Raw genomic sequence first — 14,721 nt, 5'->3', positions numbered from 1 at the left:
TGATCCGCTAGCCATGGATTGTCAGGCAGTCATACAATCATGCCACACCGGGCGACCGTGAACCATCCTCCGGATTTAACTTCCGGGAAGTACGCCGGAAATCTCTCCCGCCCCTTGACATGCGTTGGGATGGATCACCTAGATTCCTCGGTACCGGATAGCCGGATGGACGCCCCGCAATGCGGGACGAGCCCAGAACCCGAGGAGGCACGCATGGAGATCGCCAGCGGAGACCTCCAGGTGGTCGCCCGAGTCGTCCAACTGCTCCGGCTGCTCGCGGCCAACGACACCATCGACCTGGTCTCGGCCGCCGAGGAGTTGGGCGTCGGCAAATCCACCGCGCACCGATACCTGGCGTCGATGGAGAACCACGGCCTCCTGCAGCGCCGCGACCGCAACCGGTACGAGTTCGGCGTCCTCCTCGCCGAACTGGGCACGATGGCCCTGTCCCGGCTCGGGGTCCTCGACCTGGCCGGCCCGGTGATGGAGGACATCAGCATGCGCCTCCGGCACACGGTCGTGCTCAGCGTCTGGAACGGCACCTGTCCCGTGGTGGCGAAGGTGCGGGAGGACAGCAGCCGTACGGCGCACGTCTCGATCGCGGTCGGCAGTCAACTCGGGCCGAACGCGGCCCAGTCAGTGGTCTTCTGGGCGTTCCGGGACCAGTCGTACTACCGGTTCCGTCCCGGAACACCACCTGTGAACGTGACCGAAGCGGAGTTGGCGGAGGTTCGGCGGACCGGAATCGCGATCCGCAAGAGCCCCCGCGACGGCGTCAGCGCCGTGGCGACTCCGGTCCGAGGTCCGGCCGGCCAGGTCGTGGCAACGCTGGCCGTTGTCGACATTGCGCAGTTCGTACCCGAGGAAACCGACAGTCCGGTGGCGCGCGCCCTGCTGGCGGGCGCCGTGACGATCAGCCGGCGGATGGCGAACCCGCTCGACGGCGGGGCCGGCTGACACCGGAGCGCTCCGGCGATGGCCGGAGCGGGCAGGCGGGACGGGGCCGACGGGGAGTCGACGTCCCAGATTCACCGGGCGCGGGAACGAGGCGACGGTTCCCGATCGAGAAAAGGCGATAGAGATGAAGACATTCCGCTTCCTCACCGTGATAACAGTTGGTGCCCTGCTGACCTCGGCCTGCGGCGTGGGCGGTGGTGAGTCCGGTGCCGCGGCCGGGAAGACCCTGACCTGGGCCAGCACCGGCGGCCAGTTCCAGGAGGACGAGAAGAAGGCCCTTCAGGAGCCGTTCACCGCCAAGACGGGCACCGCGTTCACCAACGTCAGCCCGGCCGAGCAGGCCCAGGTACGCACGATGGTGACGTCCGGCAAGACCATCTGGGACCTGGCCAACATGAGCTGGATCTACGCCGGGGCCTACTGCGGCGAGCTGTTCGAGAAGCTGGACGACCCCGCCCTCGACCGCAGCAAGTTCCCGGCGGGGACGACCGGCGACTGCTTCGTCCCGACCTACCGGTACGCCAACATCTTCAGTTACAACGCCGACATGTACCCGGGCGAGAAGCCGACCCGGATCGAGGACTTCTTCGACCTGAAGCGCTTCCCCGGCAAGCGGGTCGTCTACGACTACCCGAAGGCCGGCCTGCTCGAAGCCGCCCTGGTCGCCGACGGAGTACCGCCGGAGCAGGTCTACCCGATCGACGTCGACCGGGCCTTCAAGAAGATCGACACGATCAAGAGTTCGCTGGTCTTCGCGCCCAGCTACGGCGCGATCCAGCAGATGCTGGTGGACAAGCAGGCCAGCATGGTCCTCACGGTGACCGCCCGGACGATCGTCTCGGCGCAGAGCGGCGCCAACCTCGTCGCGGTCTGGGACTTCAACACCACCGACATCGGCGCCCTGGTCATCCCGAAGGGTACCCCGAACAAGCAGCTCGCCCAGCAGATGCTCGCCTTCGTCACCGAACCCGAGCAGGGCATCGCGTACGCCAAGCTGACCGGCACGGCGCCGGCCCGACCCGATGTCGACCTCAACTCGGTCGGGTACACCGAGCAGCAGAAGCAGTTCAACGCCTTCCTGCCCGACCGCGGCACCACCGTCGAGCAGGACAAGCAGTGGTGGATCGAGAACACCGACGCGCTGGTCAAGCGGTGGACGAGCTGGAAGGTCGGCTGAGCATGGCCGCTCCGACAGCCACGGCCGAGGCGCCCACCCGGCGCCTCGGTCCGGCCCGGCTCGGCCGGGCGCACGCCACAGGGTGGCTGCTGCTGCTGCCGTCGCTGGCCGCCCTGCTGCTGCTCTTCGTGCTGCCCCTGGTGAACCTCGTCGTGGACAGCTTCACCGAGCCGACCACCGGGCTGGGCAACTACGCCTCGCTGTTCACCGACGGCTACACCATCCGGGTACTGGGCAGGACACTGCTCGTCGCCCTGGTGGTCTCCGTCGTCGGGGTGCTGCTGGCCTACCCGTACGCGTACGCGATGACCCTGGTCGGGCCCACCATGCGGGCCGTACTGGTGACCATCGTGCTGGTCCCGTTCTGGACGAGCATGCTGGCCCGCAACTTCGCCTGGCTGGTCCTGATGCAGGACGGCGGCGTGATCCAGCAGTTTCTCCGGCCGTTCGGGTTGGGCGACGTCACCCTGCTCGGCACCACGCTGGCCGTCGGCATCTCGATGACCCAGGTGTTGCTGCCGTTCCTGGTGCTGCCGATGTACAGCGCGATGGAGCAGATCGACGGGCGGCTGGTGGCGGCCGGGCAGAGCCTCGGCGCGCCGCGGACCCGCGCCTTCCGCCGGGTCTACCTACCGCTGTCCACGCCGGGCGTCGTCGCCGGCATGTCCCTGGTCTTCGTACTGGCGCTGGGCTTCTACGTCACGCCGGCCCTGCTCGGCTCCACCCGGAGCGCGATGATCGCCCAAGTGATCAACGTACGTACCAAGGAACTGCTCGACTTCGGCGGCGCCGGCGCGATGGGCATGTTCCTGCTCGCCGTCGTACTCGTGGTGCTCGGCCTCAGCCGCCGCCTGGCCGGGCAGAACGTCGCGTCGGTCGCGGCCGGCGGCCAGGCGGCGGTCACCCGGGCCGGCGGGGAGCGCTCGTCCGAGGTGCGTCCCTGGCTCCGGGTGCACACGACGATCGTCGCGATCATCCTGGTCGCGCCCACGTTCGTGGTCATCCCGATGAGCTTCTCGTCGGCCGAGACCTTCCGGTTCCCGCCGGACGGCTGGTCACTGCGCTGGTACCAGGAGCTGTTCACCTCGCCCGAGTGGACCGCGGCGATCCTCAACACCCTCCAGGTGGGTGTCTACACCGCGCTGATCGCGACCGTGCTCGGCACCACGGCCGCCTTCGGTTTGGCCCGGCTGCCCCGGCGCTGGCGTGGCGCGCTCAACGGACTCCTGCTCTCGCCGATGATCGTCCCGCACATCCTCGTCGCGCTGGTGGTCTTCTCCGCCTTCCTGCGGCTCGGCCTGAACGGCACGCTCATCGGGATCATCCTGGCGCACACCGCGATGGCCCTGCCGTTCGTGGTGATCGCGGTCTCCGCACGGCTGCAGGGAATGGACAGCCGGCTCAGCGGCGTGGCGGCGAGCCTCGGCGCCAGCCCGGTCTCGGCGTTCCGCAGGGTCACCCTGCCGCTGGTCATGCCGGGCATCCTGTCCGGCGCCGTGCTGGCCTTCGTCACGTCGCTCGACGAGGTGGTGATCGCCCTGTTCCTCCAGGCGCCCGGAGCGATCACGCTGCCGGTGCAGATGTTCAACAGCGTCACCGTCCAGATCGACCCGACGATCTCCGCCGCGTCGAGCCTGATGGTCGTCCTGGTCAGTGTCCCCATCCTGCTCGCTCAGATCGTCGGCGCGCGACGCGGAAAGAGAGGTACCCGGTGAGATCTCCGTTGGACCAGCACACGTCGGGACCGCCGATCCCGCAGGCGCCGGCGACGCCGGCGATCAGCGCCAGCGGCGGCCGGGTCGAACTCGCGGACCTCTGCAAGCGGTACGGGGCCGGCGACCGGCCCGCGGTGGACCACATCAACCTCGACATCGAACCCGGCGAGTTCATCACCCTGCTCGGGCCCAGCGGCTCGGGGAAGACCACCACGCTCAACATGGTCGTCGGCTTCACCGAGCCGACCTCGGGGCGCATCCAGCTCAACGGCCGGGACATCACCCGGATGCCGCCGCACAAACGCAATTTCGGCATGGTCTTCCAGAACTACGCGCTCTTCCCCCACCTGACGGTGGCCCAGAACGTCGCCTTCCCGTTGCGCGAGCGCAAGGTGCCCGCCGCCGAGACGGCACGACTGGTCGGCGAGGCGCTGGAGCTGGTCGACCTGGGCGGCATGGACAACCGCCGGCCGCACGAGCTCTCCGGCGGGCAGCAGCAACGGGTCGCGCTGGCCCGCGCCGTGGTCTTCTCCCCCAGCGTGTTGCTGCTCGACGAGCCGCTCAGCGCGCTCGACCGCAAGCTCCGGCAGTCGCTCCAGCGCGAGATCAAGCGGCTGCACGACGAGTTGGGGCTCACCTTCGTCTTCGTCACCCACGACCAGGACGAGGCGATGACGCTGTCGGACCGTATCGCCATCTTCGACCACGGCCGGATCGTCGCGCTCGGCACGCCTGCCGAGCTATACCACCGGCCCGCGACCCAGTTCGTCGCCCGGTTCCTCGGCGAGTCGACCGTCTTCGCCGGCCGTTACCGGGCGGCGGACGTGTACGAGTGGCACGACCGCAAGTGGACGGTCGACGAACAGGGACCAGGCAGCGAGCAGCGGGCCCTTGTCGTACGGCCGGAGCGCATGCGGCTCGCCCTCGACGAGGAGTCGGTACCGCCCGGCAGCAACGCCGCGCCGGCAACCGTCACCGACGTCTCCTTCTACGGCACGTACTACCGGGTCGAGCTGGCCTTCGGCGACGACTCGGTCGGCTGTGCGGTGCTACCCGTCGGCACGCCGGCGGCAGTTGATCCGGGTGCCCGGGTCGTCGCCCACTGGCGGCCCGAGGACCAGGTGCTGGTGTCCGAGTGAACCTTTTCCACCTGAACCACCCGGCAAGTGCGCCCCGACTTCCCCCTGCGGCCACCGCGGACCGCAAGGAGAAATCGAAAAGGTTCAGTGAAGTTCGACCGTGAGGAAGCCGAGATGACCGCAGTCGATTACCCGTTCGACCCCGACGCCGACGTTGACCGGAAGGTGCCGGACGAGGAGGCCGACAGCCTCCTCGTCGGAGCGGTCGACCTGCACCAGCACCCGGGCCCGAGCCCGTTCCCCCGGCGGATGAGCATCCTCGACGCGGCTCGCGACGCCGCCGGTGCGGGGTTCCGGGCGATCGTGGCCAAGTCTCACCACCACAGCATGGTCACCGACATCCTGGCGCTGCAAACGGCAGGTCTGGCGGAGCTGTCGACCGAGGTGTACGGCGGGATCGCGCTCAACCGGACGGTCGGCGGCCTCAACCCGTACGCGGTCGAGCTCGCGCTGCGGATGGGCGGCCGGATGGTGTGGTTCCCCACGCTCTCGTCCACCGCGCACGTGCGGCACCACGAGGACCACGACACCGGTTTCCCCACGCCGGAGGTGGACCTCCGACCCAACGAGATCATCTCCATCCTCGACGAGCGCGGCGCGGTGCTACCGGACGTCCGGGACATCCTGTCGGTGATCGCGGCCGAGGACGCCGTACTGACCTGCGGCCACCTGGGCGTCGCGGAGTCGCAGTGCCTGATCGACGCCGCCCTGGAGGCAGGCGTCCGGCGGATCGTGGTCAACCACCCCTGCTTCGTCGTCGGCGCCCCGGTGGAACAGGCGGTGGCCTGGGCCCGGCAGGGCGTGCACATCGAACACTGCATCGTCATGTACTTCGGCCGCCCCGAACGCCGGCGGGACCTGGACGAACTCCTGACCTTCATCAAGGAGGTCGGTGTCGGGCAGACCGTGCTCTCCTCGGACTCCGGTCAGAAGAACAACCCGCTGCCGGTGACGCTCTACCGCCGGGCCGTCCGTGGCCTGCTCGACGCCGGCATCTCCGAGCCGGACATCAGGCAACTGGTCGGCACGAACGCGGGACAGTTGCTGCTGGGCTGAGCAACACCGGCATCGTCGTGAACGCCGCAGCGGCCCGGGGGTCGCTGCGGCGTTCGGGCGATCGAGGTCGTGCTCGGGCGATCGTGGCCCCGCCTCCCGGCACCGGCGCCGGAGCACCGACCGCATGACCGGAGCCCGGACCGGTTCCGCCGACCCTGCGCCCGGATCCGGACGCCGATCGTCAGCCCTCGGCCGCCCCGAGGTTCTCCATCTCCTCCAGCAGGATCGGGGCGGCCGCGGTCACGCCGTGGATGCCGAGCACCGAAGCGATCTCCATGACCTCCAGGATCTCCTGCGGGGTGGCGCCGTAGCCGATCGCGTTCTCGATGTGCAGCTTGAGCCCCTTGACGTACAGGTGCGTGGCGGCGGTGTCGAACGCGATGTAGACGAACTCCTTCACCTTCGGCTCCAGCGTGCCGGAGCGCCAGGGCACCGACGAGAAGTCCGTGTAGGCGGCGAACATCTCCGGATCGAGCTCCAGCATCTCGTCCCAGAAGGCGTGCCAGTAGCCCCGCGTCCTGGTGAACTCGGCCTTGATCTGCTCCTGGTGTTCGGTCAGCGGGGCCGGCCCGGTACGCAGGCCCTTCTCCCGGAGTACCTCGGCCAGGATCGGCACGCCGATGTTCATCGCGTGGATGCCCAGCGTCGCGGAGAGTTCGAGGACCTCCATGATCTCCTGCGGAGTGGCGCCCAGCTTGAGGGCGGCCCTGATGTGCTGGCGTACTCCCGGCAGGTACATGTGGGTGGCGTTCGCGTCGATCGCGATGTAGATGAACTCCTTGACCTTGTCGTCGAGGTGGTTCTTGCGCCACGGCACGGCCGAGAAGTCCAGATAGGCCTTGAGGAATTCGGGATCGAGCCGGAGTACGCCCTCCCAGGTGTCGCTCCACGCCCCACGCACGCGGATGAACTCCTGCTTGATCTCTTCCTGCCGGGCGGTCAGGGTCATCGTGATGCGTCCTTTCGCAGCCAGTTGACGATTTCGGTGTGGTCGGCGGTGGCCTCGAGAGCCTCGGCGGCCCGCGCCCACAGCTCGGCGGTCGCGTGCCCGAGTGGATCGGGCGCGCCCACCTGATCGGCAAGTGCGGTGGCGATGCGAACGTCCTTGAGCATCAGGCGCAGCCCGAAGCCCGAGTCGTAGGTCCCGGGCAGGATGAAGTTGGGCCACTTGTTCTCGGTCGACCCGCTCCGGCCGCTGGATCCGTTGAAGATCGACAGCATGGTTTCCGGGTCCAGGCCGAACCGCTCGCCGGCGAGGATCGCCTCGCAGGTGACCAGCAGGTGGGTGGCGGAGAGCAGATTGTTCAGCGCCTTGACCGCGTGGCCGCTGCCGACCGCGCCGGCCCGGGTGGCCGTGCCGAGGTGGGTCAGGATCGGCGCGACCCGGTCGAGGTCGGCCGGTTCGCCACCGGTCATGATGGTCAGCTCGCCGGTCCGGGCCCGGGACACCCCGCCGGAGACGGGCGCGTCCACCAGCGTGACGCCCCGTTCCGCCAGCTCGGCGGCGAGCGCCCGGGTACGCATCGGCTCCGACGAGCTCATGTCGATGACGGTCGCGCCGTACTCCACCGCGAACCCACCGTCCCGGACCGTGGCCTCCACGATGTCGGAGTTGGGCAGCATCAGCACGATCACGGACGCGCCGCGGACCGCGCCGGTCAGCTCCGGGGCGACCGTCCCGCCGGTGCCGGCGAACGCCTGCCGGGCCGGCTCGGCCAGGTCGAAGCCCTGTACCCGGTAGCCGGCCCGGACCAGCCGGGCCGCCATCGGCCCACCCATGTTGCCGAGCCCGATGAACCCGACCGTCTCGGTCGGCTCGGCCGTGGGCTCGGCCCCGAGGCCTTCCCGGTGCGCCACCGACCCGGTTCCGGGGCGTTGCGTGGCAGTGGTGTCGTCGTCGGCGGACATCTCACTCCCCGCCGGTGGGCGCCGTGTAGTCGGCCTCGGCGACCTCTTCGGCCCACCGGGTGACGCCGAGCGAGATCGCGGTGTGGACCAGGTACGAGTCGGGCGCCGCCCCGTGCCAGTGCCGCTCCCCGGCCGGCACCCACACGCTGGTGCCGGCCTCGATCACCTGCGGTCTCCCACCGTCGGCGCAGATCAGCCCCCGCCCGGCCACCACCTGGAGGATCTGGCCGTTCTCGTGGCTGTGCCAGTACGTCCGGGCACCCGGGGCGAAGAACACCGTCACGATGGTGTTCCCGTCGGTCGGCGGCAGGACCTGGTCGAACCACGCCTCACCGGTCACCGTCGCGGTGCGCTGCTCCGACCGGACACGTTCGGCACGGCCGTGGATGATTCTCATGCGGCAGGCTCCTCCTTCGTGTGCAGCCGGACACCGCCGGAGAGGTCCCCGATGGCGTCGACCACGGTGTTGCTGATCTCGTCGGCGTACCCGAGCGCGCGGGCCAGGCCGAAGCTGGCCAGCGGGCCGGCCGAGTTGGGGCTCACCACGCCCAGCCGCGCGACGAGTTCGACATAGAGGTTCACGTCCTTGAGCATCAGCGTGTTGGTGAGCCCGCCCCGCAGGTAGTCACCGTGGATGATCTTCGGGAAGCGGTTCAGGGTGGCGAAGTTGACGCCGGAGCTCGCGTTGAGCACGGCGAGCACCGTCTCCAGGTCGAGACCGGCCTTCTTGCCGGCGACCATCACCTCGGCGGTGGCCGACAGGGCGACGGCGTTGAGGAAGTTGTTCAGCAGCTTCACCGTGTGCCCGGCCCCACTCGGCCCGCAGTGGAAGATGTTCGCGGAGAACAGCTCCAGGACCGGGCGGGCCCGGTCGAGCACGTCCGGTTCGCCGCCCACCATCAGGGTCAGCGTCCCCTTCTCGGCCGCTGCCGCACCACCGGAGATCCCGGCATCCAGATAGGCCGCTCCCCGCTCGGCGAGCAGCCGGTGGATGCGGGTGGTCGAATCCGGCGCGGCGGTGGACAGGTCGACCACGATCTGGCCCGGGCGCGCGTGGGCCAGTACACCGTCGTCACCCAGGACCACCGCCTCGACGGCACGGCTGTCCGGCAGCGACAACAGCAGGATGTCGCTGCCGTCGGTCACCTCGCCGACCGATCCCGCGGCCTTCGCCCCGGCGGCGACGATGTTGTCGGGGCGCAGGTCGTAGCCGAGTACCTCCCGGTCGGCACGCACGATGCAGGCGGACATCCGGCCACCCATGTTGCCGAGTCCCGCGAAGCCGATCCTCATCACTGATCTCCGTCCATCGCTCGATCCTGCTGGTGGGGCTGCGGCACCGGCGCCACGGCCCGACCCGCCGTCGGCGGTGGACGCCGCGACGACCGCGCCGGGAAGCGCGTCAGCACTCCTCTCCGATCGTGGCCGCCAGCCCGGCCAACGCCCCGGACACCGGGGTGAACCGGGCGAGCGTCTCCGGGTCGTGGCCGGAGACCAGGTGCCGCACCTCGCCGCTGTCGAGCATCCCGCGGATGCGCTCGAACCCGGCGTACATGTCGACCAGGCACGCCACCTGGGAGAACGGCATGGCCCGCTCGTACTCCTCGTAGTAGTGCACCGCGTCGGAGGCCAACAGCACGGTGCCGTCGGAGGTGTTCACCGTGACGACACCCTGCCCCGGGGTGTGCCCGCCGATCCGGATCACCCGTACGCCCGGAGCCAGCTCGACGTCATCGTCGAAGGTCCGGATCCGGCCCTCCCGCTCGGCCCGCCGCAGGTAGGCCAGCTCCGCGTCCTCCACGGAGTGGTGCAGCAGGGTGCGGTCCGCGTACGGGCCGGTCCAGAAGGCGTACTCGGCGGCGGCGACGATCAGCGGCGAGGCGGGAAAGAGGTCCAGGTTGCCGATGTGGTCGTAGTGCGCGTGGGTGACCACGACCGGCGGCCCGGCGGCCCGGTCCACCCCGAGCGCGTCGAACGCGGCGCCCGGGTCGAGCAGCGTGCTGCGGTTGCGGCGGGCACCGCCGGCCGCCGAGAAGCCGGTGTCCACCACGATGGTGCGGTCGGCGTTGCGGACGAGCCAGAAGAAGTAGTCCATCCCGATCGGGCCGTCCGGCTCGCCGTACAGATGGTGGTTGAGGTAGACGTCGCTGCGTACGGTCTGCCGGGTGCCGTACTTGACGATGGTCACCTGGTACCGGTCGGTGGCGGCCATCAGCCGGGAAACGCGACGACCTCGCCGGCGCACCCCGGCGAGGTAGCTCCGGAAGCCTCGATCCCACTGTCTGACATGCCTGCTCCTCGCAACGGGGACACCGAAGTCGACGGAAGACCGCCGGTCCGACTATATGATTGTCATACAAAAACTGCAACGACTCCGGGTCCGTCATAGCAGGCCAAAGCCGGGGCACACGCGGAAATCCGAGGCCGGTCGTGGAAGCTCAGCAACGCCGGGTAGATTTTCCGCCGGGTCTTGCAGATGTACGACTGTCATACGATATTTGAACTCCATGCCGGCCTCCGGCACGATGCCTCGCCTGCTCCACCGGTTCGGCCCGCCGGGAAGGGCCGACAACATCATCAGGGCACCAGCCGAAGGAGACGACACCATGGATCTGACCGCCGTCGTGACCGGCGCAGCTCGGGGCATCGGTCGCAGTGTCGTGACGCGGCTGCGGGCCGAGGGCTACCGGATCGTCGCGGTCGACGTGTCACCCGCGGTGACCGACCTGGCCGAGGACGGCCGGGTGGTGCCGATCGTCGCCGACGTGACCCTGGACGCGACACCGGACGCCGCGATCGGCCGGGCGACGGCCGAGTTCGGCCGGCTAGATCTCCTGGTCAACAACGCCGCACGGTTTCTGCGCCGGCCCATCCTGGACACCACCGACGACGACTTCGACGCGCTGTTCGCGGTCAACGTACGGCCGACGTTCAGGTTCACCCGCGCCGCCCTGCCGCTGCTGACCGAGACTCGCGGCTGCATCGTCAACACCGCCTCGATCTCGGGGCTCATCGGCGTGGCCAACCAGAGCGTCTACGCGATGACCAAGGGCGCGATCGTCCAGCTGACCCGGCAACTCGCGATCGAGTACGCCGCACGTGGCGTACGGGTCAACGCCGTCGCACCGGGCGCGGTCGACACCGAGTTCATGGCCGAGGCGCGGGCCGCCGACACCGATCCCGCGGCGAGCCTGGCCGTCACCCTGAGCAACCATCCGATCGGGCGCATGTCGACGCCCGACGAGGTGGCCCGGGCGATCGTGTTCCTCGCCTCGCCGGAATCGGCCGGGATCACCGGCACCATCCTGAGCGTGGACGGCGGCTACCTCGCCCGCTGAACGGCGGGTGACCGCTGTGGCAAGTGCCTCCGCCCCGACGAGTCGGTGTCGGAAGAACTCGCGCAGGCGAGGACCGGACCGCGTACCGCGCCCGGACGGCCGGCGCGACAGCCGCGACGTGCGGACCTGCGGCGCAGCCGCGGGTCGCGGTGCCGTCCGGGATCGATACCCTGGTGCCGTGACCCCCGATCTCGTCCTGCTGTCACGGGTGTCCTTCCGTGGCCGGGAGATCGCGGGTGCACGGCTGCAGGGGCTGATCGCCCTGCTCGCCGCCGACCTGCGCACCGGCTGCGGCACCGGGCGGCTCGTCGACGGGCTCTGGCCGGACGAGCAGCCGGAGAACCCACCCAAGGCGCTGCAGATCCTCGTCTCCCGGGCGCGGTCCCAGCTCGGCGCCGATGTTGTCGTCCGGACCCCGACCGGCTACCGGCTGACGCTCACGGAGGACCAGGTCGACAGCGCGGCGGTACTGATCCGAGCCGCGGCGACCGCCCGGTGCTCGCGTGCCGGCGACCACGCCGCCGCGCTCTCGCACGCCGACGCCGGCCTGGCCCTGTGGGGCGGCGCCGGACCCGGCCCGGCCGACGACGCCGACAGCCCGGTCAGCGCGCTGCGAGCGGAACGCCGAGCCACCTACCGCACGCTGCTGCGGGCCCGCGCGCTCGCCCTGGCCCGTCTCGACCGGGCGGCCGAGGCGGTGGACCGGCTGGCCGAACTGGCCGGCGATCGACCGCGCGACGAGGAGGTGCTGATCGAGCTGCTGCGGTGCGAGGCGGCGACGGCCGGCCCGGCCACGGCGCTGGCCCGCTACGACGCCTACCGGCGGGCGCTGCGCGACGAGCTCGGCACCGATCCGGGCGCCGCGCTGCAGGCCGAGCACCGGCGGCTGCTCCAGGGCCTGGTACCCACGGTCCAGCGCGGCATCGTGCACGAGCCCAACCCGCTGCTCGGCCGGGACGACGACGTCGCCGCGGTGGAGGCGCTGCTGCGTACCTCCCGGGTGACCTCGATCGTCGGGCCGGGCGGGCTGGGCAAGACTCGGCTCGCCAACGTCGTCGCCCGCCGCGCCGAGGTGCTGACGGTCACCGTCGTACCGCTCGCCGGCATCGTCGCCGACGACGACGTGGTCCGCGAGGTGGCGGCGGCCCTTCTGGTGGACGAGCATCGGACGCCGGGTGCGGCCGGGCGCACCGCAGGCACCGGCGACGTCGCCGCCGCGCTCGGGACCGGCCCGTCCCTGCTGGTGCTCGACAACTGCGAGCACGTCGTCGCCGGTGCTGCCGAGCTGGTCCGCACCCTGGTGTCGGCGACCGCCGAGCTCCGGATCCTCACCACCAGCCGAATGCCGCTCGGGCTGTCGTCGGAGTCGGTCTACCAGCTGCCGGAACTGAGCCTGTCGACGAGCGTCGAGCTGTTCGGGCAGCGGGCGCGGGCGGCGCGGCCGGGCGTGGACCTGCCCACGGCGGCCGTGGTGGAGCTGTGCCGCCACCTCGACGGGCTGCCGCTCGCGGTCGAGCTGGCCGCCGCGCGGGTGCGGATCATGTCGGTGGCGGAGCTCGCCCGGCGGCTCGACGACCGCTTCGGCCTGCTGCGGGGCGGTGCCCGGGACGCGCCGCAGCGGCACCACACGCTGCACGCGGTCGTCGACTGGAGCTGGAACCTGCTGGATCCGGCCGGGCAGGCGGCGATGCGCGCGCTGTCGGTGTTCACCGACGGATTCACCACCGACGCCGCGCGCCTGCTGCTCGAGGCGCTGCCCGGGGGCACGCACGAACGGGACGTGCTCAGCCTGCTCGAGCACCTGGTCGACCACTCGTTGATCAAGGTGCTCGACACCCCGTCGGGCACCCGACTGCGGATGCTCGAGACGGTCCGGGAGTTCAGCGCCGCGCGCCGGGCGGCTGCGGGCGAGACCGGCGACGTGACGACCGCGTTCCTCGGCTGGGCGCGGACGTTCGGCACGGCCCACCACGCCAACCTGCTCGGTTCCGACCCCTACGACACGGCCGCCACGGTCCAGGCGGAGCAGGAGAACCTGCTCCAGGCGCTCCGGCTGGCCCTCGGCCGGGACGACCGGCCCACCGTCGCGGCGATCGCCGCGGTCCTCGGCGGCATGTGGACCCTCAGGTCCAACCACCTGCGGCTTACGACGCTGGTCCGGCAGACCTCCTGGTCGCTGTCGCACTACCGGCCGGAGCCACCCCTCGTCGAGGTGACCCGGACCGCCCTGACCATGGCCGTGGCGCACACGTTCGGCTCCGAGGGGCCGCGGCCGGTGCGGGCGGTCGTCGCGCTGCGCCGGCTCGGCCTGGCGCAGCCGGACACCGTGACCCGGGCGATCGGCTGGGTGGTCGGCGCGCTGGACGATCCGGCGGAGCTGCACCGGATGTGCGACAGCACCGAGCCGCTGCTGGCCGCCGGCGCGAACGTGCTCACCAGCTACTACTGGGAGACCGTCGGCGACGTTGACGCGGCGCTGAAGAGGGCCCGGCAGGCGCTCGACCTCTTCACCGACCGGGACCTGCCGTGGCTGCGCTCGGTCGGCCACTGCCGGGTCGCCGAGCTCTGCCTGCGGCTGGAGCAGGGCGCGGAGGCCCGGGACCACCTGGTCGCGGCACTGCCGGTACTCCAGCGACTCGGCGCCCAGGCCGACGCGGCAGGTGTCCGGACCTGGCTCGTACTGGCCAACCTGCAGATCGGCGACACCGTCGAGGCCGAACGGTGGCTGGAAGGACTCAGGCAGATCGCGCTCGACGCGGAGGAGGCCAAGACGGTCGGCTACGACCTCGGCGTCCGGGGCGAGGTGCTGTTCGCCCGCGGCGAGGTGGAGGCCGGACTGCGGCTGTGGCGCCGGGCCGTCGACCAGATCCGGGGCGCCGGCACCATGGCCTCCACCGGTATCCCGTTCGACCTGGACCCGTGGGTGGTGGAGGCGCGGTCGGTGGCCGTCGTCGCGCACGCCCGGCACGGCCGGCTCGACCTCGTCGCCGACATCGCCGACGCGCTGCCCGGACGCCTGACGCATCTGTTGAGCCATCCGCTGGTCAGTCCACCGCCGTACATGATCGAGCAGGCGATCCACGGCACCCTGCTGCTGGCCATCGCCATGACGGATCTCGCCCGCGGCCGACGGACCGGTGACCCGGCCCTGGTCCGGCTGGCGACCCGGATGATCGCGCTGGCCGAGCGGTTCGGGTTCCTGCGCAACTTCCAGCCGACGATGTCCGCCGCGTCGGCCCGGGCCGACGCCGGGCAGGCCGACCGGACGGCGTACGACGAGGCGGTGTCGTCCTACGCCGACCTGGACCGGGCCGGGATCCGCGCAGCGGCGCTGGACCTGCTGCGCGAGCAGCCCACCGATGAGCAGACCACCGCGGACCGTCCCCTGCCCGATCGGTGAGGCCCCGATCGGGCGAAACCGAGCCGGCCGC

12 protein-coding genes are annotated in these 14,721 nt (G+C 70.8%); 7 read left to right on the top strand and 5 right to left on the bottom strand.

Annotated features, from left to right (window positions below; translation table 11 throughout):
- The first annotated feature begins 213 nt into the window (after positions 1-213).
- From R6Y94_RS10005 to R6Y94_RS09985, 5 genes are all read left to right on the top strand, one after another.
- The gene (locus R6Y94_RS10005; protein ID WP_318395516.1) at positions 214-957 is read left to right on the top strand and encodes an IclR family transcriptional regulator; all 744 of its coding nucleotides are present in this window, start codon (positions 214-216) and stop codon (positions 955-957) included.
- Positions 958-1,081: 124 nt separating this feature from the next.
- Positions 1,082-2,134 carry an extracellular solute-binding protein gene (locus R6Y94_RS10000; RefSeq protein ID WP_318395515.1) on the top strand — a complete coding sequence of 351 codons (1,053 nt, stop codon included), beginning with the start codon at positions 1,082-1,084 and terminating at the stop codon, positions 2,132-2,134.
- A 2-nt stretch (positions 2,135-2,136) separates the two neighbouring features.
- Positions 2,137-3,849 carry an ABC transporter permease subunit gene (locus tag R6Y94_RS09995; protein WP_318395514.1) on the top strand — a complete coding sequence of 571 codons (1,713 nt, stop codon included), beginning with the start codon at positions 2,137-2,139 and terminating at the stop codon, positions 3,847-3,849.
- Positions 3,846-4,988, top strand: a complete 1,143-nt coding sequence (locus R6Y94_RS09990; protein WP_318395513.1) for an ABC transporter ATP-binding protein — start codon at positions 3,846-3,848, stop codon at positions 4,986-4,988. Before R6Y94_RS09995 ends, R6Y94_RS09990 begins: the two co-directional genes overlap by 4 nt.
- Before the next feature lie 114 nt (positions 4,989-5,102).
- Positions 5,103-6,044 (top strand): DUF6282 family protein, encoded by a 942-nt coding sequence (locus tag R6Y94_RS09985; protein ID WP_318395512.1) that lies wholly within the window; start codon positions 5,103-5,105, stop codon positions 6,042-6,044.
- 181 nt (positions 6,045-6,225) lie between these two features.
- On the opposite strand, the gene R6Y94_RS09980 is transcribed toward R6Y94_RS09985, so the two are convergent.
- From R6Y94_RS09980 to R6Y94_RS09960, 5 genes are all read right to left on the bottom strand, one after another.
- Entirely contained in the window at positions 6,226-6,993 is a 768-nt protein-coding gene (locus tag R6Y94_RS09980; protein WP_318395511.1) for a carboxymuconolactone decarboxylase family protein, read from the bottom strand.
- Positions 6,990-7,952 carry an NAD(P)-dependent oxidoreductase gene (locus R6Y94_RS09975; RefSeq protein WP_318395510.1) on the bottom strand — a complete coding sequence of 321 codons (963 nt, stop codon included), beginning with the start codon at positions 7,950-7,952 and terminating at the stop codon, positions 6,990-6,992. The genes R6Y94_RS09980 and R6Y94_RS09975 overlap by 4 nt, the downstream gene beginning before the upstream one ends.
- Position 7,953: 1 nt before the next feature.
- The gene (locus R6Y94_RS09970; protein WP_318395509.1) at positions 7,954-8,349 is read right to left on the bottom strand and encodes a cupin domain-containing protein; all 396 of its coding nucleotides are present in this window, start codon (positions 8,347-8,349) and stop codon (positions 7,954-7,956) included.
- Positions 8,346-9,245: an NAD(P)-dependent oxidoreductase gene (locus R6Y94_RS09965; RefSeq protein WP_318395508.1), complete on the bottom strand. Its 900-nt coding sequence runs from the start codon at positions 9,243-9,245 to the stop codon at positions 8,346-8,348. Before R6Y94_RS09965 ends, R6Y94_RS09970 begins: the two co-directional genes overlap by 4 nt.
- A 109-nt stretch (positions 9,246-9,354) precedes the next feature.
- The gene (locus tag R6Y94_RS09960) at positions 9,355-10,164 is read right to left on the bottom strand and encodes an N-acyl homoserine lactonase family protein (protein ID WP_318395507.1); all 810 of its coding nucleotides are present in this window, start codon (positions 10,162-10,164) and stop codon (positions 9,355-9,357) included.
- A gap of 394 nt (positions 10,165-10,558) precedes the next feature.
- Between R6Y94_RS09960 and R6Y94_RS09955 the strand changes: the two genes are divergently transcribed.
- Both R6Y94_RS09955 and R6Y94_RS09950 read left to right on the top strand, forming a co-directional pair.
- On the top strand, positions 10,559-11,290 hold the full coding sequence (locus R6Y94_RS09955; protein WP_318395506.1) for an SDR family oxidoreductase: 732 nt from the start codon (positions 10,559-10,561) through the stop codon (positions 11,288-11,290).
- Between the two features lie 178 nt (positions 11,291-11,468).
- Entirely contained in the window at positions 11,469-14,690 is a 3,222-nt protein-coding gene (locus tag R6Y94_RS09950) for an ATP-binding protein (RefSeq protein WP_318395505.1), read from the top strand.
- Positions 14,691-14,721: the final 31 nt, after the last annotated feature.

Origin of the sequence: Plantactinospora sp. KLBMP9567 (genome assembly GCF_033446045.1) — a bacterium.
GTDB lineage: Bacteria > Actinomycetota > Actinomycetes > Mycobacteriales > Micromonosporaceae > Plantactinospora.
This window is presented reverse-complemented; position numbering and strand designations above follow the sequence as displayed.